This is a genomic window from Halorhabdus amylolytica (genome assembly GCF_004944975.1).
Classification (GTDB): domain Archaea; phylum Halobacteriota; class Halobacteria; order Halobacteriales; family Haloarculaceae; genus Halorhabdus; species Halorhabdus amylolytica.
In genome coordinates this window covers 217,849-242,426 of the sequence record NZ_SPQG01000001.1, presented here as the reverse complement: position 1 = coordinate 242,426, position 24,578 = coordinate 217,849, and the positions used below count along the sequence as shown (strand labels likewise).

Genomic DNA, 24,578 nt, shown 5'->3' with positions numbered 1-24,578 from the left:
AAAAAGCTGGACCAAAAATACCCGCTCGCTCGGGCGCGCCCTGTCGGGTCGCGCCCTCACTCGCGGTGAACCGCCTCGCTACGCTCGGCGGATGCTACTCTGCCATTGCCTCTTCCACGATCTCGATTTCTTCGTCGGTCAACCCGTACAACTCGTACACAACCACCTTTTTCTTCGTCGGGTTCGCTCGCTTCGCTCGCGAACCACTCCTCGAAAATCTGGACCAAAAGATCCGGACCCTCCCTTCGGTCGGGTCCGGCGAACCGCCTCGTGCCTTCGGTACTCGGCGGATGCTACTCCCCGACCGCCTCTTCCACGATCTCGATCTCTTCGTCGGTCAATCCATAGAGTTCGTAGACAATTTCGTCGATCAACTCGTCGGTGCGCTCGATCTTCGCATCCAGTTCCTCGGCGCGTGCCTTCGTTTCGACGTAGCTTTCCAGTCCCTCACGCACCTCCGCGACGGCGGGCAGCGTCAGCTTTGGCAGGCGATCGACCAGCGAGTTCGTCTTCGTGGCGGTCTCGCGGAAGTCCGCGAATCCACCGGCCTCCTCGACGGCGACGGGCACGAAGTGCTCGATCAGGTCCGCCTCCGCTTCGGTGAGGTCCGAAATCCGCAACGCCGGTTATCAATCCGTATCCGGGTGAGCCTCGGTTCAATCATCGAGCAATCTAGTGACGATCTTCGGAAGTTGCGACTCAAGCTCCGACGCCTGGAGTATTTTGATGAGACGCTGTTTCTCGATCGTGGCAGTCGCTTCAGAATCAATATCTCTGGTTACCAACACACCGTTCCATCCGTCTCCAAATATCCGTGTATCGTCGTGTACCAATTCACCGTCATCCCGAAGGAAGGCTAGGTACCCCAGTGTCTCCTTGATCCCCTGTTCGACCGTTTCCTGACGCTTGGAATATTTGACCTCTGTTATGAGATAGTCTCTCGTCCCGCCCGACTCGATCTCAAGGACGATGACGTCCGGTCTCCCAGTGTGACGACGTGACTCGTTGTCGAGAAAGTATTCGTCACTAATTCGCCCGGTCTCGTACTGAATACGCTCGGTACGGGACAACGAATGTGGATCCTCATCCCAGATATCGGAGACGAACTCAAGATCCTGTGCGCGGGCAGCGCTATCGTGGTAGACGACGATCGACTGGTCGTCCGCTTCGAGACGAGCTACCTGTTGTGAACCAGTTTCGATCGTCTGCAGCTCGAAGCGGTCGTCAGTCAGTCCTTCGATGACGCTGATATAGCGAAACAGGACGAACAGCTCGAATAGCGTCTCATCGTCATCAGGCGCAATTGCTGTCGAATCGAGTAGTTCCGTAATCGCGTCGGCTTCACCAGCCAGCGTTTGCCGATATCGTGTAAGTAGTCTTGCGGCTTCCCTATACACCTCTTGTCGGGAGTCTTCGGCACGCTGGAGCATCCGATCGGTCGGTTCGTACGCTTCTGGACACCGAATACGGGTGAGGTGGACGTTGCGCTGAAGGGCCTCTCGCAATGTTTCGACAAGATCGGACTCGCCCTTCCATCGATCGTTGATCCACTCGTACTCACGTTCGAGATACTGATCACACTCCTCAAGTGTTTCGTGGATGATGGCCAATAACCGCTTCAGGACGAGATTCTCGTCGATGTCGTAGTTCTCAGTGCGATTTTCGCAGACGAAAACCGATCCGTCTCGCGGATTTCGGCTGTACCGCTGGCGGTACGTCGCCGACCAGTTGATCTTCCCGTCGATCGATCCTCGATTGACTCTTGCGACGTTTTCTGTCTGCGTTTTCACGCGACGGAGACGTGTCGGAAGATCCGCAACGAAATCCACGACATCCGATCGGAGAACGAAATGCAATCGAACAAGCATCTCGTAGTCGTGAAACCGCTCATTGAGTTCCGATGGCACGATCTCCTGCACGATATGTTGCTCGGGGAACGTCCCGTGCATCACGTACGCCAGGATGTCCTGACTCAACTGATTGAGTAGTTCGTCCCTATTCATCGAAACGTATCTGGAGGAGGTCCCCGCCGACCGACCGTAACCGGCCCTCGTGCAATTGATCGAGAGAGGCCAAGCTATCGACGATCTGTTCACGACGACGCACGCCTTCGAGTTGCGGGAAGACGTAACTCATCACAGCCTCAGTCAGCACATCTTTTCTGTGCTGCTTCGAATCGGAAGCGTGGGCGAGGATGTCTCGAACGAGAGCGGGACCGATCCGCCGTTCGTCTACCCCCGCGTTCAGAACGTGCCAGATCTCGCCGACATCCTGGAGAAGCGTGTCGTCCGCATCGATGTTCCAGACGTTCGCATACTCTTCGACGAGACGTCCTTGGGCCTCCTTCTCGTCAGGAATTTCGGGGGCGTCGATGTAGATGAATGCGAATCGACGCATGAAGGCGTAGGACATCTCGTACAGCGAGGCTTTATCGTAGCTGTTCATCGTCGCGAAAATCCGCCACGACGAGGGCACGACGTATTCGTGCGGTTCAAGAGACTCGTCTGATCCAGTGGCTGGTCGGACCGTGATTTCCTCGTCGTCACGAGTGAACGGGAGTTCGATACCCTGTCCGGACAGGAGTGTGAACAACTGGCCGAAGGACTTGTCGATGTCCGAGCGGTTGATCTCGTCGATGATCAGCAAGTCGTTGCGTTGTTGTCCACGCTCCTTGAAACAGCCTAAGACCTGTCCGGCCTGAAACTCCAGATCGTCACCAGTCCCCTCACCGGGCATATAGCCGCCGACCGTTTCGAACGTCGACCAATCCGCCGTCGCTGTTGTCATCTCGAACCCGGTGAAGACGTCGTTGTGAGACGAAACAATATAATCGCTGACTCGTCGAGCGATCTCGGTCTTCCCGGTCCCCGGTGGTCCGGTGAAAATGATGTGTTTCCCGGCGTTGAACGCGTCGTTGATCTTCTCCACGAGGGCCTCTTTTCCAGTTCCGTGGTTGTCCGGGAAATGAAGCCCGTCGAGCGCTTTGGTGGGCACCGACGCTTCGGGTTCTCGAATGACATCGACAGACGAGGTCTTTGAGTCACCATACACGAAGGATTCCACTGAGCCGAATTTTCCTCTGATCCCACCGACTCCCATGTCGTTGAGCGGGGCGAACCCCATAGGATAATCGATGTCGTAACCAGCGAGGTCATGGACGAGCGAGGAATCGATTCCGAGTTCGACGGGTTCTCGAAGATAGATAATACACAGCCAGGGGCTATCATCCTCGAAATTCGGCCAGATATTCCTCCCCAGCGCTTCGTTCTCTTCCGTTTCGATGACTTCGGCCGCGTATTCGTACGTCCCATCGCGGTAGAAGATGAGGAAGTCACCCGGAGAGATGTCGGACCACGTTCCTTCGACCGATTCTTTCGTCCCCCAGACTCGAACCGGATCAGTATCGGGAATGTTCTCGGAGTAGTCCGCTATCGTCGTTCGGTCGACACCGGTGATCACCGTGTTCTGGAAGTTCTCCTGTGCGGCAGTATTGCCGATCGGGGCACGGAAAATATCTGGCCCGTCGTAGGTCATGCTGTCGGGGTATCTCGGCGGGATATGAAATAAGTGCGGGTCCGATCGTTTATCCCGGAAGACGGGACCACGACTGTTCGATGCGGTTCCGTAAACACGACGATGCGCTCTGTCGCCGGTGTCGAAGGAAGTCCGTTTGGTACGGGTTGAAGGAAGAAGCGACCGGCTGGAAAGTCCTCTGCGTCTGTGGAAGAGAGGAGCAATGTGGCCACGAATGGAAAGCCGGATGGATTCCGATGGATCGAGTCGATTCGAAAGACGAGGCGTATCAACGAGGAGAATGGATTTTTGATTGATATCCGATCACCGTTCTAGGCAATTCCCGATTTGAGTCTCCCCGTGTTTGACCACAGTCTCGATATCTATCTCTCGGGAGAAACATCCAGGTGGTTTGGATTCCGAACGGATCGACGAGAGAGGTCAAGCAAGCCTCGACGGCAGATCGAACGGGTCGGGTTCGCAGATCCGTGTTCGAGCCGGACTCGGAGCCAGAACCACGTCACATCTTGAACTCGTGGGATCGTATCGCCCGGCCCATCCAAACGGAAACAGCATTGAACCACCCGCTTGTAGGTGGCGTCGATGTACGGACCACCGAATATACCCATCGACACGACGCCAGATCGGTCATGAACGCGAATGATCGGGCGATCACCGGGTACGCGATGCTCGGCCACGGCATGGTCCACACGTACGAGCTGGCCGTCCCGATCCTGGTGACCGTCTGGCTGGTCGAGTTCACCGTGACGCCTGCCATCCTCGGCCTCGCGGTGGCCGTGGGGTACGGACTGTTCGGTGTCGGTGCGCTCCCGGGCGGCGTGCTCGTCGACAGGTTTGGCTCCCGGGAGCTTATCGCCGCCTGTCTGGTCGGGATGGGCCTGTCGTTCGGTCTCCTGGCGCTGGCCCCAGGGGTCCTCGGAATCGTGCTGGCGCTGGCCACCTGGGGCGTCGCTGCCAGCGTCTACCACCCGGCAGGATTATCACTCATCAGCAACGGCGTCCAGCGCCGGGGCCTGGCCTTCGCTTACCACGGTATGGCCGGCAACGCCGGCATCGCCGCCGGCCCCTTCCTGACCGCTCTCTTGCTCGTCGTGGTCGACTGGCGCACCGCTGTCGTCGTGCTTGCCCTCCCCGGCGTCCTCGCCGGGCTGGTCGGCCTGCGCGTCGACTTCGACGAACACGCCGCGGTCGACACGGCAACGGACGGCGGCGAGGTGCCGACGACCGAGATCGACTCGATCGGAGAGTTCGTCGCTGCCTCGCGCGGCGTGTTCACGCTCGGGTTCGTCGTCGTGCTGGGGATCGTCATGTTCAACGGCCTGTACTACCGTGGCGTCCTGACGTTCCTGCCCGAACTACTGAGCGAGTTTCTGGCGCCGTTCGTTGCCAGTGACGGCGAATTCCCTCTCCTGTCGGCTGGACCGGCGACTCGGGAGTTCGAACTCTCGCGGTACCTGTTCACCGGCCTGCTGACAGTCGGCGTCGTCGGTCAGTACCTCGCCGGACGGCTCACTGACGTCGTCCAGCCGGAGCGCGGTCTCGCGGTGGGCGTCGCGGCGCTTTCGATCATCGGGGTGGTTTTCGTCCCCGCCTCGGGGAACGTCTGGACGCTGCTGGCAGTCAGTGCCACGCTCGGGTTCGTGCTCTTCGGCATCCAGCCGTTCACCCAGGCCACGATCGCGAAGTACTCCCCGCCCGACAGGCGCGGCCTCTCGTTTGGATACACCTACCTGGCAATCTTCGGCGTCGGCGCTTTCGGGGCGTCGATCATCGGCACAGTGCTGACCCACTGGCCGACCGAGATTGCGTTCCTCGTCCTGGCAGGATTCGCCGTCGGCGCCCTCGCGCTGGCTCTCGTACTGATCGGCAGCGACTCGTAAGCGACGCCGTCGAGCCGATGACATCCGCCACGATTCCCGTCGGACTCGCTGTGGACCCTCTCCGTCGGGTCCGGATCTTCATGGCGCGCTCCTCACTCTCGAATTGTTCGCCGCAAAATGCGCGGGACCGGATTTGAACCGGACCGAGAAATGCTCTCTCACTACGTTCGCTGCGCGTTCCTCGTAGGGTTCAAATCCGCTTCTGCTCCCTCGTCGCTTCGCTCCTCAGTGCGCGGGACCGGATTTGAACCACGCGAAGACGTGCTCGCTTCGCTGCGCGCGACTTCTCTACTTCAAATCCGCATTCTGCATTTGCGGCTCACGGATTGTTCGCCGCAAAATGCGCGGGACCGGATTTGAACCACGCCCGAGAACCTGCGCCTTTGGCGCAGAACCTCGGTCTACCACAAATCCGCTCCTGCTCTTCGCTCACTTCGTTCGCTCATGCGCGGGACCGGATTTGAACCGGCGGACCCCTACGGGATAGCGTCCTAAGCGCTACGCCTTTTCCTGGCTTGGCTACCCGCGCGCATCCGGCGCTATCCGGTAGGGCATCAAGAAGCTATCGCTTCATCCCGCCCTCAGGAAATATAGAGCGGTTTCTCGTTCGGTGCCATCTCCGGTTCCTGTCCCATGCCCCCACACGTCCGACAAACGTCGTCACCTCGCCGACCGGTCCCTCCGCAATCCGGGCACGTCGATCGATCACTGACCATATCATGTGTATGTTTGTCATTCACACGCAAAAATCTTACTCCTCGAACAGTTCTTACAGAGTGAACGGAACCGAGTCATCCGTACAGCTCGATTGACTGCAGGGTAGGATCACTTCCCGATGGGATTATGTTCTGACGCCACACAGTGGGGATCATGTACCGTGCTCGCGATCAGGTCGCAAACGAGGAGTACGTCGAGACTATCGACCGCGTCTGCGATGCTCTCGACCTCTCCGAACGGGCGCATTCGCGGGCCACGGACGTCTTTCTCTCGAACGTTCCCGACGATGACCGGTCGAAACGCGCCGTTCTTGCAGCGAGCGTCTACGTCGGTGCGCTGGTCGCCGGCGATCGACGGTCCCAGTCCGCGGTCGCCGAGGCCACAGACGTCTCGCGACTCACCGTCCAGCAACGATGGAAGGACCTCTTAGAAGAAACGGGTTTCGACGCACCGGAGTGGTGATCACGCCACGGGATCGCGACCGTCGCGTTCGGGCGTCAGGTTGCCGTGTTCGTCGATCTCGCCGGCGACGACCCGCGTCGAGGAGATCGGATCGCCGTCCTCGGCCGTGACGTGCTCGACGACCTCGATATCTAGGGGTTCACGACCTTGATCTTCGCGGATCTCGTTGACGTGTTTGCCACCGGTTTCGGTCTCGGGAGAGACGACGAGCACGTCGAACTGTTCCTCGGTGGCGATGCCCGTCGGCTCCTCGAGTTCCCGGATCTCGAACTCGCGATCGTATTCGTCCGCGAACGACGCCAGTTCGTCCCTCAGATCGGCCAATCGTTCCTCGTAAGGGCGGACGAACCGTCCTTCCTGTCGGGTCGAGGGTGCCAGTTCGTCGTTCGTCAATCCGACCGTCACGTCGCCGAGTTCGAACGCCCGCTCGAAAAGTGCGCGGTGGCCGTCATGGATCGGATCGAACGTCCCGCCCAGCGCGACTTTCATGTCCCATCCCTCGACGGCGTGCGGTTTAGTGCCTTCGGAACGCTCACCGGCCGGTCTCTGCCCCCGTCTCGGCGGCGTCCTCGACGGAGATCGTGATCGGCTCTTCAGTCGCCTCCTCGCTCTCGGTGAGGTGGGCGTCCAGATTGACGACCGTGTTCAACTGGTCCTGGACATCACCGACGACCTCGCCGACCAGCTCGCTGGGGGCGATCGCACTGTACTCGTAGGGATTGTTCCCGGCCCCGTCGTGCTCGCGTTTGGCCCGCGTGACGATCTCCTCGTCGTGTAACTCCGCCAGTGCCTCCCTGACGGTGCTGGGATACAACCCCGTCCCGTCGGCGATCTCCTCGCTCGTGCTATCGGGCTCGGCCCGCAGGTAAATGTAGATCCGTGCCCGCGTCTCCGTGTCCAGAATCCAGGCCAGCAGGTCGATCAGCCGTTCGTCGAATTCCGCGACCGCTCGGTCGGCCCGCTCCTGGAGACGATCGCGAACGTCCTCGCCAGTGTCGTCCGGTCCGTCCAGGCCGTCTTCGTCCCCCTTCATGTTGTTTCTACGAGGACGGAAGGACGCCCCGATTGAAAAACCCTCGGCTACCGGGGGTCCGAAACGAGCACCGATTCACAGACCGCGTCGATTCCCTCCTCACGTTTCAGCCGCCGCTGTCGTTCAGCCCCGCTCTCGGAACCGTAGAAATCCTCGATCCGTTCGAGTCCGAGTCGATCGGCGTCGCGTTCGACGACGGTCCCGAGGTCGACCGTCCCGTCGCCGTCCCGGGTGACGAACGATGCCTCCCGGCCGTACCGTATGGCACGCCACTTGTTCTCCTCCAGCAGTTCGCGCCGGAGGTCGGTCCCGGATTCGCCGTCCTCGTGGCGAACGACCAGATCGAGAACGAGTTTTCGGATGTATTCCACTAGCGCGAGGACGCGATCGATCTCCGCCTGGGCGTCCGGGATCCGCACCTCCAGCGTGCCGTATCCGGTGTGTGGACGGACGTCGAACCAGAGTTCCCCACGGTCGTCGACCGAGCCGGTCTCGATCATGCGTCGCTCGTAGTGCCGGAAGTCAGCGAAGGAGTCGAATGCGGTCGGCATACCCGTGTTGGGAAGCCCTTCGAATATCTTCGCCCGGGCGGACTGCAGGCCGGTGTCGAAGCCGTTCCAGAACGGGGAGTTGGCCGACAGCGCGAGCAGGACGGGCAGATGCCACCGGATCTCGTTTGCCACCCAGACGGCCGTTTCGGCGTCATCGACACCGACGTGGACGTGCAGCCCGGCGGTCGTGTTCCGGTGCTGTGGATACTGGATCCGATCGAGCTGAGACTGATAGCGGGGCTTCTCCGCGTGTTCGAGTTCCCGCCACCTGGCCGCCGGATGAAGCCCAGCCGACGCGATGTCGAAGCCGTGCTCGTGGGCATGATCGAGCAGTGCGCCCCTGACGGCCGCGAGTGTCTCCGCGGCATCCCCAGGGTCGGTGATCGTCGGCGTCTGGGTCTCGACGACGAACTTGAAGAGTTCGTGATCCAGACGGTCTTCGAGGATCGCCGGGGGTTCCGTGCCGTAGACGAGCGTGTCGGTGCCCGAGACCGGGCGGCCGTGCTCGTTCACGATGAAGTGCTCCTCCTCGATACCCAGCGTTCCCAGCGTGTCGAAGTGCTCCTCCGGGACCCTCGCCATCGCCGCGCCGTTGGATTGGGGCGGGCTAAAGGGTTCTGTTCGACGGAACTCAGCGTGGCTCCGCACACAGCGCCAGATGGTCGTCGTGATACGGCTCCAGGCGTTCCCGGTTGCGGATCTCGTAGCCGGTCTCCAGCGAATCGAGGACGTCATCGAAGACGGCCTCCGGCGAACGCGTCACGTCCTCGCTCCGGGCTTTGATCGCCATGAGCAACCGACCGTCGTCGTTCAGGAACCGCCGGTTGTCCAGCGCGACGGCCGCCTGTCCGCGAGTCGCGACGTCCTGAACGATCACATCGACCGGCTCGACGACGTGGGCGTAGGTTTCGGGGGCGCGAGCGTCCTTCAACAGGGGGAACAACCGCTCGCGCTCGCGGGCCACGTCCAGCAGGTCCCGGGTCGGCCGGGCGGCGAACTCCACGGCGTAGGTCGGCCCCGCGAAGTCCGCGACGTGACTGACCGTCGTCCCGCTGGCCGCGCCGAGGTACAGCACCGTCTCGTCGCCCGTCAGCCCCGTTTCGACGCCCTTCTCTAGCATCGCGCCGAGCTTCGAACGCTCGGGATCCCACCGTCGCCAGCCGTCGACGACCGGTTCCCCATAGACTGGCGGTCCGCGCGTCGCCAGCGCCACCTCGCCGTCGAAGGATCGCCGCTGGACACCGTCGGGCAGGCTCATTGCTCACCTCGCGAGCGGATGGTCGCGATGCGTTCGTCGAGTTCGGCGTCGAGTTCCGGGCGTCGATCCCCGCTGTAGTGGTCGATCCGGGCCGCGATCGTGAGTTTCCCGGCCAGTGCCCGAGCTGCCGAGCCGCGTTCGTCCGGGTCGGTCCCGCTGACGTACTCGTGGGTGTAGATGACGCCGTGTTTGGGCGAGGGGGCCGACCCCTGGAGGTGGGCGAACAGCGCATCCTCCGCGCCGAGCACCTGGACCGTCCCGCTTGGTTTCTTCGCCAGCGATTCGAGGCCACCGGCCAGCGAGATTAGCCGCGCCGCCAGCACCGGGCCGGCGAGTGCAGAAAGGTTCGGCGCGATGTCGGGCGCTGTCGACTCGACGTGTCGGCGCAGCACCGCGGCTTCGTCGGCCAGATCGGCGACGCGACGGGCGAGTCCGATCAGCGGTCTCTCGGTGGTATCAGCCGGTTCGCGCGTCGCGAGTTCACGAGCGTACTCGATGCCGGTCCCGGCCTCGGAAAAGCGAGTTCCGGCCCACTCGGCGACGCGCTCGGCGAGTTCGTTCGCCGTCCGCTCGCAATCGTCCATCGACCGCACGGCGTGGATCAACTGCTGATCGTCCGCCTGCTCGCGTTCGGTGACTCCTGCGTCGGCGGCTTCGATCGTTGCCTCCTTGAGTGTCTCGTAGTAGGCGGACTCGTCGTCGGCGAATCCGGTCTCGACCGCCTCGGCGGGCCAGTTACGGGGCCGTTCGGCGGACCCCTCACGGATCGCTGCCGCGGCCGCCGCCACGTCACCCGGTTCGACGCCTTCGAACCACCCCGTATTCCCGGGGGTGCCGTCTGTCATGCCTCCCGATAGATCCTCCCCTCCTAAATGCGTTCTCGATACTCCGGCGCCTGCTACGCCCGTCAATCTGTGAAGGTCATCCAAACCCTTCGGACTCGATCCGGGCCGGCGGGACGCCGAGTCGTTCGACTGCGGCAACGAGACTGTAGACCATCGCGTTGATACCGCAGGCGTAGACGTCGACGTTCGCGGGATCGATCGCGGCTGACTCGTCCGTCTCGGGGTCGCCCCGGAGACGATCGTCCAACAGCGTACCCATCGGCGTCGAGACGGCCGACGCATCAACGTATTTGAGCAGTGCGTGCTGGACATAGTCGGTTTCTCCGTCCCAATCGCTCAGGTACGGCTCGCGGCTGAGACACGGTACGAAGTGGAAGTTCTCCCGCTCGCGGGCCACCCGCCGGAACTCGTTTCGGTAGGGCAGGTCGTCGGCCCACGCCGCGCCGAGGAACAGCCACACGTCGCGTTTTTCGCCGTCGCACTCGTCGCGGCCAGTCTCGAAGACGTAATCGATCATGCTCTTGAACGGGGCGACGCCGGTCCCCGTCGCGAGAAAGACCATATCCCGCGGCGAGGTGTCCTGCAGCACCAGGTCACCGTACGGGCCGCGGACCGTCACCTCGTCGTCGACGGCGAGATCGTCACAGATCCGCGGCGACAGGCGGCCACCCGGCACGCGCCGCACGCAGATCTCCATGTCGTCGCGGGTAGGCGATCCTGCGAGTGAGTACGCCCGTGATGTCCCGTCGTAGCGGAGGCCGACGTACTGCCCGGCGACGAAGTCCACGTCCCGTTCGGTCTCCAGTCGCACGCGGGCCAGCATCGGCTTCGGGCGGTCGTAGCGCTCGGCCAGCGTCGAGATCCGTCTGGCGACCGCAGGATGGCCGTCAGCGACGAGTCGCGATCGCAGGTTCGCCCAGTCGTCGGGACCGTCGACGGGGCCGTATCGCCCCGTGAGACCGTGATCGGCGAGCCAGCGACGGATCGCGTCCGTGACCGCCGGTCGCCGGTCCTGGTCCATTTTCGTGACCCGCGTGACGCGAGCGGATTCCGTGATCAGTGGGAGGTCGGCGATCGCGTCGTGCTGGGACGCGTACTTCCGGACCTGGGTTTCCATGTCGAGACGTCCGAACTGGCGGGGGAAAAGGACGGGGTCGACCGCTCAGTCCACGTGTACTTCCAGTGACCGCGTCCGGGGGCCGTCACACTCCACGAAGAGGATCGACTGCCAGGTCCCCATCGCCAACTCGCCGTCGCTGACCGGAACGGTCACGCTCGGCCCGACGAGCGTCGATCGCAAGTGCGCGTCGGCGTTGTCGTCGATCCTGTCGTGGGCCCATCCCTCGTCGGCGACCAGCTCGGACAGCCCCGTCTCGATGTCGCCGAGTAGCCGTGACTCACCCTCGTTGACAGTGACTGCTGCCGTGGTGTGCGGGACGAACACCGTCGCCGTCCCGTCGGCGTCGGTCGGCAGGGCCTCGGCGACCCGATCGGTCACGTCCAGGACCGAGAGTCGCTCGTCGGTGCTTACGGACAGTTCGGTACCCATACGCGTCACATCGGCCACGACGGCCAAAAGAATTGGTACCCAGACGAGAAGAATTGCCATCCCAGGGGCCCCTTCCGTGTAGCGGACTCACGCTGATCGTCGAGCGCAACCGCCGTGGCAGTACCTATAAACCGCTGACACTCGTCGATCCGGGTATGAAGCTCCGTACCGTAGCCAGCGTCACCCTGGGCGCGATCGGCGCGACGGCCCTGGGGAACCGCCTGCTCGCCCATCGGGCCGGCGATCTCGAACCGGCATTGCGTGGGAGCGACGACGTCTACCGCTGGCGTGGATTCGACGTGGCCTACACCGAGGCCGGCGATCCCGACGATCCCGACCTGCTTCTGGTCCACGGGATCTCTGCGGCGTCCTCTGGCCGGGAGTTCGCCGAGGTTTTCGAGGCCCTCTCGGCGGACTACCACGTCGTCGCCCCCGACCTCCCCGGGTTCGGCCGCTCCGATCGGCCGCCGCTCCTGTACTCGGCGTCGCTCTACGAAACGCTCATCGCGGACGCGATCACCGATCTCGTCGAGGAACCCACCGTCGTCGCCTCCTCATTGTCGGGGGCCTACGTGGCGGGCGCCGCCGGGGAGACTGACGTCGAATCGCTGGTGTTGCTCTGTCCGACCGACGAGACGATGGGCGATCCGCCCCGCGCGTGGCTCCGGGCACTCCTCCGGTCGCCGGTGGTCGGGTCCGGACTGTTCAATCTGATCGTCAGCGAATCCGGTCTGCAACACTTCCACCGCGATCACGGGTATGCCGACATCGGGAATCTGACCGACGAAACTCTCGAATACGAGTGGACGAGCGCCCATCAGCCCGGCGCCCGCTACGCGCCCGCGTCGTTCCTCGGCGGATTCCTCGACCCGGACGATGACCTCGAAAGGACGCTTGCCGATCTGGACGTTCCGGTGACGCTGATCTGGGGTCGGGAGGCCGACACCACGCCGGTCTCGACCGGGCGACAGCTGGCGGAGGCGGCCGACGCCCGCCTGGTCGTCTTCGACGACGCGAAGCTTCTCCCGCACGTCGAACATCCCGCGGCGTTCGTCGACGTCGTGATCGGGGAGTTCGAAGAAGGGGACGTGACGACCCTCGAGAGTGACTGATCCGGGTCGTTATCGGGAGCGATCCGAACCTACTCACATCCCCATGTCTTCTGCGCTCTCGGGAACCGGCAGTGTGGCGGAATCGACACCGAGCAGTTCGGCGGCGTGATCCAGCGCCATGTCGAACCCGTAGTACCGTTCGAGTTCGTCACCGTCCGGCGACGACCGGACCTTCAACATGGCATATCCATCCCGGTTCTGTGCGATCGCCGCACTCGATCCGTCGCGTTCGAAGGCCAGCATGCGTTCGTCGTCTGTCTCGTAGTACCGGGCCGTGATCCCCTCGTCGGTACGGGTCTGCTCGGTCATGGGAGGGCGTTACGGCGCGACCCTGTCGTAGTTGTCGGTCGCTACGGACGTGGTGGGAGCACTATTGAGTTGGCAATAGCTGCACGTTGGTAGGCTTCGCCAGGAGATGATTCGGACGTCACCGCTTCGATGTCTCCCGAATTGCAGGTGAAGCGAGGGGGTTGTCCTCGCGCCGAGTACCCGTCGATCGCTGGACCTGTCTCATCGGCCGGCCAGCCAGCCGCCGAGGCCGCCGAAGACGACTGGGAACACCACGCCCGTGATCCCGACGATGGCGACGGTCACGAGCGGGTCCGCGAGCGGTGAGGTCCCGACGACGAGGGCAAAGGCCGGCAGCGAAAGCAGCGACAACGGGAGGTACCCGGTGACGACGGTCGCGCCCAGGCGGAACCCGTCGGCGCCGGAGGACGTCTCCGCACCGACTGCGGTACGGAACCCGGCCCAGCACAACAACAGCATCGAGATGGGGGCGAACAACGCAAGGACGGCATCCCCGGCCGCGATAACGGGGATTACCGGCCAGAGATGGAACGCGTAATAGAAGACGATCGCCGACGCGAGAAAGCGGACCGGCCCGCCGCCGCCCGACGCGAACAGCCACCACAGCACGAGAGCGACGCCGACGCCAAGCAACCAGGCGACCGCCCCGGCCCTGGTTCCTTTCCGGACCCCGTCCCGGCCGCCGTTCGCAGAATCCATATTTTGGGTTCACCCCCACGTCCGGATAGCTATTGTGGAACGTTCTCCCGATGGCGTCGTCACGACTTGACGACTCCGCAGCCCTGTTGTATCGTGCATCGATCCTCACCGATATGGACTTCGAGTCGAAATTCGGCAAGTAGCGGGCGTTTTGGTCCGGGTGTTGGGTAGTATTTACCGGCAATAATGACTGGGTGAGGATCCAGGTATGTCCAAGAGTGTAACGACGCGCTTAACTTCCCCCTCTCCGAGACTGGACGTATGTCTAATTCGGTCAATCCATTCGAGAGCTTACAAGAGCAGATCGACGACGCGTCGGCGTATCTCGACGCGGGCGATGACGTTCTGGAGGGGTTGAAACAGCCCCAGCGCGTCCTGGAGATGAACCTCACCGTCGAGATGGACGACGGAACCTACGAGACGTTCCGGGCCTACCGGTCGCAGTTCAGCGACGCGCGCGGCCCCTACAAGGGCGGCATCCGGTATCACCCCGGCGTCAACCGCGACGAGGTCAAGGCGCTGTCGGGCTGGATGGTGTATAAGTGCGCGACGGTCGACATCCCGCTGGGCGGCGGCAAGGGCGGGATCGTCATCGATCCCAGCGAGTACTCCGAGAGCGAACTCGAACGCATCACGCGGGCCTTCGCGACAGAACTCCGGCCGCTGATCGGCGAGGATCGGGATGTCCCCGCGCCGGACGTCAACACCGGCCAGCGGGAGATGAACTGGATCAAAGACACCTACGAGACCTTAGAGAACACGACCGAACCCGGCGTCGTCACTGGTAAATCCCTCACCAGCGACGGCAGCGAGGGTCGCGTCGAAGCGACAGGGCGCTCCTCGATGCTGGTCGCCCGGGAGGCCTTCGAGTACCTCGGCCGGGACATCAGCGAGGCGACCGTCGCCGTGCAGGGCTATGGCAACGCCGGATGGATCACTGCAGACCTCCTCGAGGATCTGGGCGCGTCGGTCGTCGCTGTCTCGGACTCCTCGGGCGCGATCCGAACTGACGGCGAGTTCGACCCGCGTGCCGTCAAGGACCACAAGCGTGAGACCGGGAGCGTCGTCGGTTACGGCGGCGCCGACGAGGAACTCACTAACGAGGAACTGCTGACCCTCGACGTGGACATCCTCGTCCCGGCAGCCCTGGAGAACGCGATCGACGAGGACCTCGCGACAGAGGTTTCGGCGGACGTGATCGTCGAGGCCGCGAACGGACCGTTGACCCCGAAAGCAGACGACGTGCTCGCCGACGAGGACGTCCTGGTCGTCCCGGACATCCTCGCCAACGCCGGCGGCGTCACCGTCTCCTATTTCGAGTGGGTTCAGAACCGCACCCGCGAGTACTGGAGCGAGGAACGCGTCAACGAGAAGCTGGAGGACGTCATCGTCAGTGCGTTCGACGACCTCGTGACGGCTTACGAGGACGAGGATCTCGAAACGCTTCGGGTCGCCGCCTACGTCGTCGCGCTCCGGCGCGTCCTCGCAGCCAGCGAGGAAGGCGGCACCTGGCCCTGAATCGCTATTCGTTCGGCCGGTTTAACGGGCTTCGCGTTTTTCTGTTCGGATCTTTGTCGTGGCTACTACGGCGAACGCGCACTCTCCCGTCCTAGGTCTCTGAGCGATGGGATCACCGCTCGTATGCCGTTTCTTTCGCATCACGCTCGAACGGATCGACATCAAAACACGCGTCATCAAGCCAAAAGTGGTAATCTAATCTGATTGTAATCTCAGACATAATTTTCCAGATATGATAATTATAGTAATGAAATTCAGATAGAAGCTCATATTAATTGGGTGCGTATTTCGGAAAATATGTCCGCAAGTGGAGGGGGCCGGAAGCTGTTCGCACTCGTCGCATCGATTTTAATTGTCGTCTCGGTACTGCCCGCGGGGGTTGTCGGTACCGATACGGTCACAAAGCAGGCAGGGAACGCACCATCGGATGGAGAGAAGTCGCTTGAAGAACCTATCGATGGACCGCCAGCCGTGTTGAAGGCCCAGGCGATCGAACGCATCAAGAATCTCTCAGCAAAATCGAACCAGTTAGATTCGGCGAAAGACCGCGCTCACTCGCGGGTCAACGGGACATTTACGTATTACGAGGGTTCGACACGGGTCAACGACCAGCACGCGTTTATCGATGATGCCGTGGGACTGCGAGCGTTGACTGCCTTCGACGGGACTGACCAGGCGGAGCGACTCGAGCAGATTGTCGAATTGGTTGCGCGAGCGGACAACCGCTCTGCTCGACAGGTGATCCGCGACGCCGAGTATGTTTTCGACGACAATGAAGAGAGTCTTGGCCCAGGCACCTATCATAGCGCCAAGGCCCACATCGAGAATGCCCGGCGCCAACTCGCCCGGGCCGAGCGGATTCGCGATCGTGCTGCCGACAAGTCGGGGACGCAGTCTATTCGCACGACAGCGCGGGCAGTTCGGACGTATGGCGTGGCACTCAATCAGGCACAGACTGCCTTGCGGCTAATCGATCGCGAGGTCAGCCCGAAGGTGAGGCTGACGCGACAGACAGATCCGATCCACAATGGAAGCGAGACAGTTCAGTACACGCTTGTCGGCAACGTCACTGATCCGACCGGGCTTGAGGCGGTGAACGCCACCGCGACGATCAACGACGATCGCACAGTCGACCTCCCGCTTCGTAGCGGCTATACCAACGCTACCTTCGCGAAAACGATCAATCTCACCGAGCGTGTGAATACGATCGAGATTGCTGTCGCTGGCGAGGACGGCCAACAGTCGAAAAACGGCAAGGCGAAAGGCAAACAGAAGGGGAACAACGGCAACGGTGGCGGATCATCCGGGCAGAGCCAGGTAAGCACGGTCGTCCTCCGCCTGGACGGTGACGGTCTGCCCGATACGTACGAAGCGGACGTGACGGGTACGGACCCGCTCGACCCCGATAGTGACGCGCCGTCGACGGACAGCAACGAGGCCAACAACGGCACGATCGATGGCCACGAAGATTTCGATGGCGATCACCTTTTGACGATCCGAGAACGTGAACTGGGGACTGATCCAATCGATGCTGACACTGACGATGACGACCTGCCCGATGGCTTTGAAGACTTCGTAATCGGGACGGATCCACTCGATGCTGACACCGATGACGACGGCACAACCGATGGCGCAGAAGACCTCGATAGTGACGATCTGAGCAACGCTGAGGAATATGACGCTGAAACATCGCCACAGTATGCGGATATCGACGCTGACGGGCTGACTGATCCCCAGGAACTGGCCAACGACACCGATCCGTGGAGCGCAGACACTGACAACGACGGACTGGACGACGGTGTCGAACTGACCGACCCGTTCTTTACTGATCCGCTGGACAACGACACAGACGGTGATGGCATCGAGGATGGCAACGAGACATACACGACCACGACGGGCAACGAGAGTCTTGGTGTGGACGTCGAATTGACTGGTCAGGGGAACGTGGCCGGTGGTGTGTCCATCGGCGAGGAGACCGAACGCTTCTCCGAGGGTGAGCGAGTACAGAACATGAGCGTCTCGGAGATCGTCGAGATCGAATCGACGCGCGAGTTCGAGTCAGCAAACGTCACGATCGAGTACGACGACTCGCTGCCCGCTACGAGCAACGAGTCGGATCTGGTGGTCGTCACGTACGACCGAGAGAAACAACTCTACGTCCCGATCAACTCGACGATCGACGCCGAGAACAACACAGTGACGGCCGAAACTGAGCACTTCTCGACGTTCGCCGTGTTCTCGATCTCGAACTGGGTGGCCGATGTCACGGCCGAGAACCCGTCGAACGGGTTGAGTGGGGACGAATCATCCCAGCCAATGGACGTCCAATTCATCATCGACACTTCGTACTGGATGGGTTCTAACGATCCCCAGGAGCTCCGCTATCAAGCGGCCAAGGAGCTCGGCGGCGCGCTCGGTGACGGCGATCGAGCCGGAGTTATTAAAACTGGTGGTAGTGCAGACATCGTCCAACCACTGACGACAGACTTTGAGGAAGTTAACCGTACGATCGGGCATCTCGAACCGGAAGAGAGTACAGACATAAGCGGAGGGATACATAAAGCAATTTCACATTTTGAATCTGCGAGCAGCAGCTCCCGGAAGCAAGTCGCAGTCCTGTTCTCGCAGGGGAATGGATGGGACTATGATATATCTCCGATACTTACAGCTAGAGAGCGAGGAATTACGATACACACTATCGGGGTTGGCGAACCAGACGAAAGCGAACTCATTGCTATTGCGAAGAATACTAATGGAACGTATCACCGCCTCGAGAACAGTTCAGATTTATCGGGAATTATTTTTAAAGTTGTAAACGATGGTGGATCACAAGACAGCGACGGCGATGGACTGCCGGACGTCCTCGAAGAAAACGGGCTGCCGATTGGTCACATTGGCAGTCATCTCCGGTATCTCCAGACTGATCCGCACAGCAAACATACCGACGACGACTCCCTCACAGACGGTGAAGAAGCGGCTGAATATCGCGAATATCCGATCGACTTCGTCGTCAATGGCATAGAACATAGCCACGTCGCCTCGTATTTCGAATTGCGATCCAATCCGAAGCTCGAAGACTCGGACGATGATGGTCTCGACGATTATGAAGAACTTCGCGTGTGGGACACTGATCCCCAAAATGATGACACAGACAACGATAACCTCAACGATCAAGTTGATCCGAATCCGTTCGAGGAGAATGCTCTCCCGGAAGTAGAGTATACAACTGCGCGATCGTACCTCATTTATCAGGATCAGTTTAGAGTGCGTGCAAGTGGAACCGACGGGGCTGAAGACATCGAAGATATCACTGTTCACAAACACATCAACCCATTGAATCCACTCATTGGCGGGCAGTGGCAAGACGCGACTGGAACAGTTATCTCATCATCGGGTGAGTGGTACGAAGTTCGCTTCGACTATCGAGACGAGCGTCGTTTCACCGAGGCACGACCAGACCGTCTCAAAATCATGGTGACCGATGAGCTTGGAAATGATGTCACCATTCTCCACGATAGAGAAAACGGCGATGGTGTCGTCAAAGCGGGCCTGGCTGCTGGTGCGACGGTCGCCGTCCCATCGTCAACTGTTGGATCGTTCGGTGGGCCGCCGGGATGGGCCGCCGTCGCAGGGGTGACTGTAGGTGCCACCGTCGTCGGTGGAGCAATGGAACTTTCCGCTGATTCAGTCCACGGACATCACCAATCAAAGAAATTTGAGATTTCCGTGCCGTCGACGAAAACTGTTGGATCCTGGGAGACACCCACGGGTCTAGAGGTTGCACTCACGACGGGGACGGTCTACGCAACTGAAGTCTCTCACGGGCGCGAGTACACTCGTGGTTTTGGCTGGGAGTACATCGATGAAATCACGAGCCTTTCCCAGGCGGACATCCAGCATGTCATCGAAACCGGGACGGTCGTCGAATACGGCTCCAACAAGCACGTCATCGGCGATCCGCTGTCCGACAAAGACAAAGCAATTCTGACGATTATCGGCGGCGTCGCGGTCGCCGCCGAAGAGATTGATCGTGCTGTTGAGGTCGAATCTGAGGAAAATACATGTAACACGGATGGTTACACCGTCGAAACGGAGAATGACCGAGGAGAAGAAGGCAATCCAGAACATACGATTCGAGACGAAAAGCCGATCAACGATATCGATAAGATCGACAATATAATCAAAAATCCGAGTAGGATTCTCGATTACCCCAACAAACGATATTTCATTAAAAAGTTCGATGACGGGTTTGGAGTGATTGTGACTGGAAAGCACGGTAAACATGATAGTCTATATGAATTGATCACACAGCTTAATGACGGTGGAAGCTTGTACGATTCAATGAAAGACGCAATTGACGATATCAGGGATGAAGAAAACGGACAGAAGCCCGATGAAAACATAGATTGTTGAGTATGAAAGAGAGAGCGCGAGACTTAAGCGAGCAAGCGCGTGCAAGTCGCGATTCCGGAGATCTACTCCAAGCCGGTAATCTGTATACTGCAGCAGCGCACGAACACGCCGGGACAGTAACAGAACACATCTTTCCGGAACCAGACCAGACACCGGGGGCAGTCAGTATGTTCGGTTCGGCTGCTCTCTGCTATCGAATCGCGGATGACGATTTCCGGACACAGAACCGATGCGATATGGGCATCTTGCTCGCTGAAGACTACTTCGAGTACATCGAGCGCCAGGAGTTTGGCCCCCAGTCGTTCGGAGCATTCCGGCGGGGTGCGTGGCCCGAATTTATCGGGGATCTTCGGACGATCGCACAGCGAGAGAACGGCGAAGAAGCGTATGACCGGGCCCACGAGATATATAAATCAGCCGGTGACTACCAAATCTCGACCGGTGAACAGGAACATATGCGACTCACGGGTTTCTTCCGGAACGTCCGTCAGGGACTCGGCCACGATGTTTCGGATGAAGCACTCGAACAGCAGCCGATGGGACCATCCACAACTGACTGGCTCGAATACAAGCGCGAACGCCTTCCCGAATACCTCAATCAACTGGACGCACAAGGTGAGTGGGCTCTCGAATAGCACCCGAGAGGGATGCACTTTCTAGCACCGAATACCGTCTCAGCGAGAGATACAATGCAATCAGGAAATATATGATGGCGGAGATCGATATATCGAGGCAAAAAGGACCAGACGCCGGAGAATAATCCGGACGGCAGGTTTGGGACGCGAATTGCAGTATCACGAAAGAAAGTAATATTGCAGTGAGTGCTCCCAAAGCGAACGAGCGAAAGCGTTCGAGTGGCGCAGTCTCCGTGTTCGATCGCTCCAGACACCGCTACGTCGTAAGACGGCTTTACGAAGCTGAATTGAATTGCAGTGGTGGTGCTCAGACACAAATTCTGGTGGGGCGTGATGTTTTGCCGATCCACGTCGTACTCGTAGTATGGCTACCTACGAGCGGTCGGTCGTCGTTCGTGCACCCTTCGAAGACGTCTGGGAGTTTCACGCGACGATCGACGGGCTGGAAGCGCTGACGCCGGGATGGACGAACCTCCGCGTCGAAGCAGTCCGTGGCCCGGACGGCGAGACTGACCTCGAAGAGATGGTTGCAGGCACGAAAGCGACGGTGTCACTGCGTCCGTTCGGGATCGGGCCGCGCCAGCGAGCGACGACACGCATCGTCGAACGCGAACGATCGGCCGACGACGGGTACTTCGTCGACGAGATGACCGGCGGCCCTTTCGCCCGCTGGCGACATACCCACCGCTTCGAGGCCGTCCCGGGTGGTACACGGGTGACAGATCACGTCGAGTACGCCCTCGCTGGCGGCACCGTCGGTCGACTCGCGAGTCCGCTCGCAGTTGTCGGATTCGAGCCGATGTTCCGGTATCGCCATCGACAGACGAAAGCGCGACTGGAGTAGGCGGGCCGGCCACTCGAGCGGCCGAACCTGTGGATGGCACTGCTCCGACGCAAGCCCCAACAGCTAAGCGAACGCGTGACGATCCACCGCCGTGTCGCGTTCGCTCGATCGTCTCGCCGGGTCCGTCCCGCCGACGACGGGATTGGCGATCGCCGTCCTCGCTGTCTCGACCAGTGCGATCCTGGTTCGCTGGAGTGCCGCACCGTCGATCGTCGCCGCGTTCTATCGCGTGCTGTTCACGACGCTGTTGCTCGCCCCCGTGGCGATCTGGCGAGGGCGTAACGGATTCGGACGACTCGGATGGCGCGATCTCGCCGGCGGAGCACTGGCCGGGATGGCCCTGGCGGTCCACTTCGCCGCCTGGTTCGAGAGCCTCGCCTGGACGAGCGTGGCCGCCTCCGTGACGCTCGTCCAGGCCCAGCCGTTGTTCGTGGCCGCTGGCGCACCGCTTCTCCTCGACGAGCGGGTCGGTCCCCGGACCGTAGCCGGGATTGTCGTCGCCGTGACCGGCATGGTTCTCATGTCGGCGGCGGATCTGCTCGGTGCGGACGTGCTCGGGCCGGACCCGACCTACGGGAACGCGCTCGCGCTGGTAGGTGCACTCGCTATGGCCGGGTACGTCCTCGCCGGGCGGTCGATCCGCCAGCGACTGCCGTTGGTTCCGTACGTGATGGTCGTCTATGCGGTCGCCTCGATCACGCTACTCGCGTTCGTCGGCCTCGAAGGTGCGCCGCTCGCGGGGTATCCGTCCCGGGAGTGGTTGCTCTTCCTCGGCATGGCAGTCGGCCCGGGCGTCTTCGGGCACACGGTCATCAACTGGGCGTTGGCCCACCTCGAATCGAGCGTCGTCAGCGCGTCGTTGCTCGGCGAACCGGTCGGTTCGACGCTGCTGGCGCTTGCCTTGCTCGGCGAGGTTCCGGGGCTCCCGACGGTCGTCGGCGGTGTCGTCGTCCTGGGAGGCATCGTACTGACTGGGCGGGCGCGACGGCGAGGTGGGTAGGGGAAGTCGACGGAAACACACGCCGACTCAGTCGGCGGCACGTTTCTCGATCTCGCCTTTGACCGCTGCGGCGTCGAAGTCGTGATCCGGGCGGATCGTGACGAAGTCGAGGAACGTACGGGCTTCCAGCAAAGCGTCTGCGCCGAGCCGCTCAGTGGCGAGAGAGACGGTCTCGCGCGGGCCGATCAGCGGCGCAAGCACACCCAGCGCACAGGCGACGTCGTAGGCCCGCGCCTCGGCGATCCCGTCGCGGATGCTCGTCGCGTCGATGAAGTACAGATCGCCGTTCGAGACGAGCACGTTCTCGCTGCGGAGGTCGCCGTGGGCGAGTTCGGCCGCGTGCATCCGGTCGAGCGCGTCGAAGAGGTCGGGCGCGAGGTCTCGAACCTCCCGGGCGTCGAGTTCGTCGAACGACCGGAAGGCGGGGACGTACTCGAGGACGAGCACGCCCAGTCCGTCGACCTCGAAGGCCTCCCTGGGTTCAGGGACGTTCAACCCGACCTCGGCCATCCGACGGGTGGCCTCGAGTTCGTGTTCGGCCATCTCCAGAGGCGTCCCGAAGTGCTCGAAAAAGCCTTCGGTCCCGCTGGTGAACGCGCCGACGTTGCGACCGGTCGTCAGGATTGCGTGCAGCAGCGAGTGCTGTTCGGAGATAGCTTTCACGAAGTACCGGTCGTTGACCACCATCGGCGTCGACAGCCAGTTGTCGGCTTCGAGGAACTCGACGCGGCCCACCGGCTCGTCGTAGCGCGTGAGAACTTCACGGACGATGGCTTCCAGACGCGGCCAGGCGATCTGTCCGCGCAGGAGCCGGCGGAGTGTCATGGATAGATAAGGGGTCGGTCGACGTTTGAGGCTTACTGTCGAGTCCGTACGCGATCGGGATACCCTCTCGTCTCAGTGGTCGAACTCGCTCGCGAGCAGCCCGTAACGATGGACGTCGATGCGCTCGCCGCGGACGAACGCGTGCTCACGGAAGACACCCTCACGTTCGAACCCGACGGACTCGAGGACGCCCCTGGACCCGTGGTTGTCCGGATAGACGTTCGCGTAGACTTTCTCAAGTCGGCGATCCTCGAAGCCGTACCGGACGATCCGGCGCGCGGCGTCGGTCGCGTATCCGTTGCGCTGGGCGTCCGGATGGACGTAGTATCCTAACTCGGCGATCCCCCAGACGTCGTTGACTCTGTTGAGGCCGATCGTTCCGACGGGATCGCCGTCAGCGCAGATCAGTAAATGGATGTCGTCGTCATCGGTGAGGTTTTCGATCCACTCGCGTTCGTCGTCGGTCGAGAGGGGATCGACGGCCGCGAGCGTCGGCCAGACTTCCGGATGGTTGATCGCCTCGGCGAGGAATTCCGCATCCTCCTCCTCGATCGGTCGCAAGGTGACGTTTTCGCCCCGCAAGAACGTCGGTCCGGGCATAGATAGCGGTCCTGACCCGTGGTTATACATATCTTTCGGGTCAACGTGCCGGCAGGGCGAACCGGACCCGACACGTCAAAAGGGTCGGGCGTCCCGAGTTGACGTATGGGCACGCCACGTTCCTCCCGCGAGGACCAGGCCGAGACTGTCATCGAGCGGCTCCACGACGAGTATCCTGACGCGACGATCTCGCTTTCGTACTCGAACCGGCTCGAACTATTGGTGGCCGTTGTCCTCTCGGCCCAATGCACCGACGAGCGCGTCAATGAGACGACGCCCGATCTCTTCGAGACCTACGAGTCCGCCGGAGACTACGCCGAGGCCGACGAGGAGCAACTCGCCGAGGATATCTACGGCATCACCTTCCACAACAACAAGGCCGGCTACCTCAAGGGGATCGGCGAGCAACTCGTCGACGGACACGACAGCGAGGTCCCGGACACGATGGACGCGCTGACCGACCTCCCGGGTGTCGGCAGGAAGACGGCGAACGTCGTCCTTCAGCACGGCCACGATGTCGTCGAGGGGATCGTCGTTGATACACACGTCCAACGACTCACTCGTCGTCTGGGACTTACCGAGGAAGAACGGCCCGAAGCCATCGAGGAAGATCTGACAGGCCTCGTTCCCGAAACGGAATGGCAAGAGTTCACACACCTCATGATTAGCCACGGTCGGGCGGTCTGTACGGCACGGAATCCCGACTGTGAGGAGTGTGTGCTCGCCGACGTCTGTCCATCAGAGCGGGACGACGGAGACGTCGATCTGGCGAGTGGCGAACCCTGGACGTGATT

22 protein-coding genes, 1 tRNA gene and 1 pseudogene are annotated in these 24,578 nt (G+C 61.3%); 9 read left to right on the top strand and 15 right to left on the bottom strand.

All coding sequences use genetic code 11. The features are described 5' to 3' along the window. Window positions 1-293: 293 nt before the first annotated feature. The 3 genes and pseudogenes from E3374_RS01225 to E3374_RS01215 form a co-directional block, all read right to left on the bottom strand. Window positions 294-626 (bottom strand): annotated as a pseudogene (locus E3374_RS01225) (restriction endonuclease); the annotation flags it as partial. Window positions 627-656: 30 nt separating this feature from the next. Then, window positions 657-2,003 (bottom strand): hypothetical protein, encoded by a 1,347-nt coding sequence (locus tag E3374_RS01220; RefSeq protein WP_136686903.1) that lies wholly within the window; start codon window positions 2,001-2,003, stop codon window positions 657-659. Further along, the gene (locus E3374_RS01215; protein WP_136686901.1) at window positions 1,996-3,534 is read right to left on the bottom strand and encodes an AAA family ATPase; all 1,539 of its coding nucleotides are present in this window, start codon (window positions 3,532-3,534) and stop codon (window positions 1,996-1,998) included. Before E3374_RS01215 ends, E3374_RS01220 begins: the two co-directional genes overlap by 8 nt. 629 nt (window positions 3,535-4,163) lie before the next feature. Here E3374_RS01215 and E3374_RS01210 point away from each other — a divergent pair. Continuing rightward, a complete protein-coding gene (locus E3374_RS01210) occupies window positions 4,164-5,414 on the top strand; it encodes an MFS transporter (RefSeq protein ID WP_136686899.1) in 1,251 nt (416 codons plus the stop codon). Between the two features lie 445 nt (window positions 5,415-5,859). Here the strand turns inward: E3374_RS01210 and E3374_RS01205 are convergent. Next, window positions 5,860-5,943, bottom strand: a tRNA-Leu gene (locus E3374_RS01205). A 341-nt stretch (window positions 5,944-6,284) separates the two neighbouring features. Here E3374_RS01205 and E3374_RS01200 point away from each other — a divergent pair. Further along, entirely contained in the window at window positions 6,285-6,593 is a 309-nt protein-coding gene (locus E3374_RS01200) for a cyclin family protein (RefSeq protein WP_136686897.1), read from the top strand. Here E3374_RS01200 and E3374_RS01195 read toward each other — a convergent pair whose 3' ends face one another. From E3374_RS01195 to E3374_RS01165, 7 genes are all read right to left on the bottom strand, one after another. Continuing rightward, window positions 6,594-7,082, bottom strand: coding sequence for a phosphopantetheine adenylyltransferase (locus tag E3374_RS01195; RefSeq protein WP_136686895.1), 489 nt, complete (start codon window positions 7,080-7,082; stop codon window positions 6,594-6,596). A 43-nt stretch (window positions 7,083-7,125) separates the two neighbouring features. Next, complete coding sequence (locus E3374_RS01190) at window positions 7,126-7,626, bottom strand: winged helix-turn-helix transcriptional regulator (protein ID WP_136686893.1); 501 nt, start codon at window positions 7,624-7,626, stop codon at window positions 7,126-7,128. Between the two features lie 47 nt (window positions 7,627-7,673). Then, window positions 7,674-8,759, bottom strand: a complete 1,086-nt coding sequence (locus tag E3374_RS01185; protein ID WP_136686891.1) for a glutamate--cysteine ligase — start codon at window positions 8,757-8,759, stop codon at window positions 7,674-7,676. A 49-nt stretch (window positions 8,760-8,808) separates the two neighbouring features. Next, window positions 8,809-9,435, bottom strand: coding sequence for a fibrillarin-like rRNA/tRNA 2'-O-methyltransferase (locus E3374_RS01180; protein ID WP_136686889.1), 627 nt, complete (start codon window positions 9,433-9,435; stop codon window positions 8,809-8,811). After that, window positions 9,432-10,280, bottom strand: a complete 849-nt coding sequence (locus E3374_RS01175; protein ID WP_136686887.1) for an NOP5/NOP56 family protein — start codon at window positions 10,278-10,280, stop codon at window positions 9,432-9,434. The genes E3374_RS01180 and E3374_RS01175 overlap by 4 nt, the downstream gene beginning before the upstream one ends. Window positions 10,281-10,356: 76 nt before the next feature. Continuing rightward, on the bottom strand, window positions 10,357-11,397 hold the full coding sequence (locus E3374_RS01170) for a ferredoxin--NADP reductase (protein ID WP_136686885.1): 1,041 nt from the start codon (window positions 11,395-11,397) through the stop codon (window positions 10,357-10,359). A gap of 45 nt (window positions 11,398-11,442) precedes the next feature. After that, window positions 11,443-11,829 (bottom strand): secondary thiamine-phosphate synthase enzyme YjbQ, encoded by a 387-nt coding sequence (locus E3374_RS01165; RefSeq protein WP_136686882.1) that lies wholly within the window; start codon window positions 11,827-11,829, stop codon window positions 11,443-11,445. A 155-nt stretch (window positions 11,830-11,984) separates the two neighbouring features. Between E3374_RS01165 and E3374_RS01160 the strand changes: the two genes are divergently transcribed. After that, window positions 11,985-12,941, top strand: a complete 957-nt coding sequence (locus tag E3374_RS01160; RefSeq protein WP_136686880.1) for an alpha/beta fold hydrolase — start codon at window positions 11,985-11,987, stop codon at window positions 12,939-12,941. Window positions 12,942-12,974: 33 nt separating this feature from the next. On the opposite strand, the gene E3374_RS01155 is transcribed toward E3374_RS01160, so the two are convergent. Both E3374_RS01155 and E3374_RS01150 read right to left on the bottom strand, forming a co-directional pair. Next, window positions 12,975-13,250 carry a DUF7111 family protein gene (locus E3374_RS01155; protein ID WP_136686878.1) on the bottom strand — a complete coding sequence of 92 codons (276 nt, stop codon included), beginning with the start codon at window positions 13,248-13,250 and terminating at the stop codon, window positions 12,975-12,977. Between the two features lie 201 nt (window positions 13,251-13,451). After that, on the bottom strand, window positions 13,452-13,949 hold the full coding sequence (locus E3374_RS01150) for a hypothetical protein (protein WP_136686877.1): 498 nt from the start codon (window positions 13,947-13,949) through the stop codon (window positions 13,452-13,454). 261 nt (window positions 13,950-14,210) lie between these two features. Between E3374_RS01150 and E3374_RS01145 the strand changes: the two genes are divergently transcribed. The 5 genes from E3374_RS01145 to E3374_RS01125 all read left to right on the top strand — a co-directional run bounded on the left by E3374_RS01145 (window position 14,211) and on the right by E3374_RS01125 (window position 22,359). After that, window positions 14,211-15,467 (top strand): Glu/Leu/Phe/Val family dehydrogenase, encoded by a 1,257-nt coding sequence (locus E3374_RS01145; RefSeq protein WP_136686876.1) that lies wholly within the window; start codon window positions 14,211-14,213, stop codon window positions 15,465-15,467. Window positions 15,468-16,844: 1,377 nt separating this feature from the next. Beyond that, window positions 16,845-19,880: a VWA domain-containing protein gene (locus tag E3374_RS01140; protein WP_169051744.1), complete on the top strand. Its 3,036-nt coding sequence runs from the start codon at window positions 16,845-16,847 to the stop codon at window positions 19,878-19,880. A gap of 236 nt (window positions 19,881-20,116) precedes the next feature. Next, window positions 20,117-20,515 carry a hypothetical protein gene (locus E3374_RS01135; RefSeq protein ID WP_136686872.1) on the top strand — a complete coding sequence of 133 codons (399 nt, stop codon included), beginning with the start codon at window positions 20,117-20,119 and terminating at the stop codon, window positions 20,513-20,515. 364 nt (window positions 20,516-20,879) lie between these two features. Continuing rightward, complete coding sequence (locus E3374_RS01130; protein ID WP_136686870.1) at window positions 20,880-21,359, top strand: SRPBCC family protein; 480 nt, start codon at window positions 20,880-20,882, stop codon at window positions 21,357-21,359. Between the two features lie 91 nt (window positions 21,360-21,450). Further along, window positions 21,451-22,359 (top strand): DMT family transporter, encoded by a 909-nt coding sequence (locus E3374_RS01125; protein WP_136686868.1) that lies wholly within the window; start codon window positions 21,451-21,453, stop codon window positions 22,357-22,359. Window positions 22,360-22,386: 27 nt separating this feature from the next. On the opposite strand, the gene E3374_RS01120 is transcribed toward E3374_RS01125, so the two are convergent. Together E3374_RS01120 and E3374_RS01115 are read right to left on the bottom strand one after the other, a co-directional pair. Beyond that, on the bottom strand, window positions 22,387-23,184 hold the full coding sequence (locus tag E3374_RS01120) for an RIO1 family regulatory kinase/ATPase domain-containing protein (RefSeq protein ID WP_136686866.1): 798 nt from the start codon (window positions 23,182-23,184) through the stop codon (window positions 22,387-22,389). Window positions 23,185-23,256: 72 nt separating this feature from the next. Next, window positions 23,257-23,784 carry a GNAT family N-acetyltransferase gene (locus E3374_RS01115; RefSeq protein ID WP_136686864.1) on the bottom strand — a complete coding sequence of 176 codons (528 nt, stop codon included), beginning with the start codon at window positions 23,782-23,784 and terminating at the stop codon, window positions 23,257-23,259. Between the two features lie 105 nt (window positions 23,785-23,889). On the opposite strand from E3374_RS01115, the gene nth reads away from it, so the two are divergent. Then, window positions 23,890-24,576, top strand: coding sequence for an endonuclease III (nth, locus tag E3374_RS01110; protein WP_136686862.1), 687 nt, complete (start codon window positions 23,890-23,892; stop codon window positions 24,574-24,576). Window positions 24,577-24,578 lie beyond the last annotated feature (2 nt).

What these genes read in the sequence shown, in the direction of transcription:
- E3374_RS01195 (WP_136686895.1), bottom strand. Translation starts at nt 7,082, where the DNA reads ATGAAAGTCGCGCTGGGCGGGACGTTCGATCCGATCCATGACGGCCAC.
- E3374_RS01185 (WP_136686891.1), bottom strand. Translation starts at nt 8,759, where the DNA reads ATGGCGAGGGTCCCGGAGGAGCACTTCGACACGCTGGGAACGCTGGGT.
- E3374_RS01115 (WP_136686864.1), bottom strand. Translation starts at nt 23,784, where the DNA reads ATGCCCGGACCGACGTTCTTGCGGGGCGAAAACGTCACCTTGCGACCG.
- E3374_RS01130 (WP_136686870.1), top strand. Translation starts at nt 20,880, where the DNA reads ATGGCTACCTACGAGCGGTCGGTCGTCGTTCGTGCACCCTTCGAAGAC.
- E3374_RS01170 (WP_136686885.1), bottom strand. Translation starts at nt 11,397, where the DNA reads ATGGAAACCCAGGTCCGGAAGTACGCGTCCCAGCACGACGCGATCGCC.
- E3374_RS01190 (WP_136686893.1), bottom strand. Translation starts at nt 7,626, where the DNA reads ATGAAGGGGGACGAAGACGGCCTGGACGGACCGGACGACACTGGCGAG.
- E3374_RS01155 (WP_136686878.1), bottom strand. Translation starts at nt 13,250, where the DNA reads ATGACCGAGCAGACCCGTACCGACGAGGGGATCACGGCCCGGTACTAC.
- E3374_RS01215 (WP_136686901.1), bottom strand. Translation starts at nt 3,534, where the DNA reads ATGACCTACGACGGGCCAGATATTTTCCGTGCCCCGATCGGCAATACT.
- E3374_RS01160 (WP_136686880.1), top strand. Translation starts at nt 11,985, where the DNA reads ATGAAGCTCCGTACCGTAGCCAGCGTCACCCTGGGCGCGATCGGCGCG.
- E3374_RS01180 (WP_136686889.1), bottom strand. Translation starts at nt 9,435, where the DNA reads ATGAGCCTGCCCGACGGTGTCCAGCGGCGATCCTTCGACGGCGAGGTG.
- E3374_RS01220 (WP_136686903.1), bottom strand. Translation starts at nt 2,003, where the DNA reads ATGAATAGGGACGAACTACTCAATCAGTTGAGTCAGGACATCCTGGCG.
- E3374_RS01200 (WP_136686897.1), top strand. Translation starts at nt 6,285, where the DNA reads ATGTACCGTGCTCGCGATCAGGTCGCAAACGAGGAGTACGTCGAGACT.
- E3374_RS01165 (WP_136686882.1), bottom strand. Translation starts at nt 11,829, where the DNA reads ATGGGTACCGAACTGTCCGTAAGCACCGACGAGCGACTCTCGGTCCTG.
- nth (WP_136686862.1), top strand. Translation starts at nt 23,890, where the DNA reads ATGGGCACGCCACGTTCCTCCCGCGAGGACCAGGCCGAGACTGTCATC.
- E3374_RS01175 (WP_136686887.1), bottom strand. Translation starts at nt 10,280, where the DNA reads ATGACAGACGGCACCCCCGGGAATACGGGGTGGTTCGAAGGCGTCGAA.
- E3374_RS01150 (WP_136686877.1), bottom strand. Translation starts at nt 13,949, where the DNA reads ATGGATTCTGCGAACGGCGGCCGGGACGGGGTCCGGAAAGGAACCAGG.
- E3374_RS01210 (WP_136686899.1), top strand. Translation starts at nt 4,164, where the DNA reads ATGAACGCGAATGATCGGGCGATCACCGGGTACGCGATGCTCGGCCAC.
- E3374_RS01120 (WP_136686866.1), bottom strand. Translation starts at nt 23,184, where the DNA reads ATGACACTCCGCCGGCTCCTGCGCGGACAGATCGCCTGGCCGCGTCTG.
- E3374_RS01135 (WP_136686872.1), top strand. Translation starts at nt 20,117, where the DNA reads ATGGGCATCTTGCTCGCTGAAGACTACTTCGAGTACATCGAGCGCCAG.
- E3374_RS01145 (WP_136686876.1), top strand. Translation starts at nt 14,211, where the DNA reads ATGTCTAATTCGGTCAATCCATTCGAGAGCTTACAAGAGCAGATCGAC.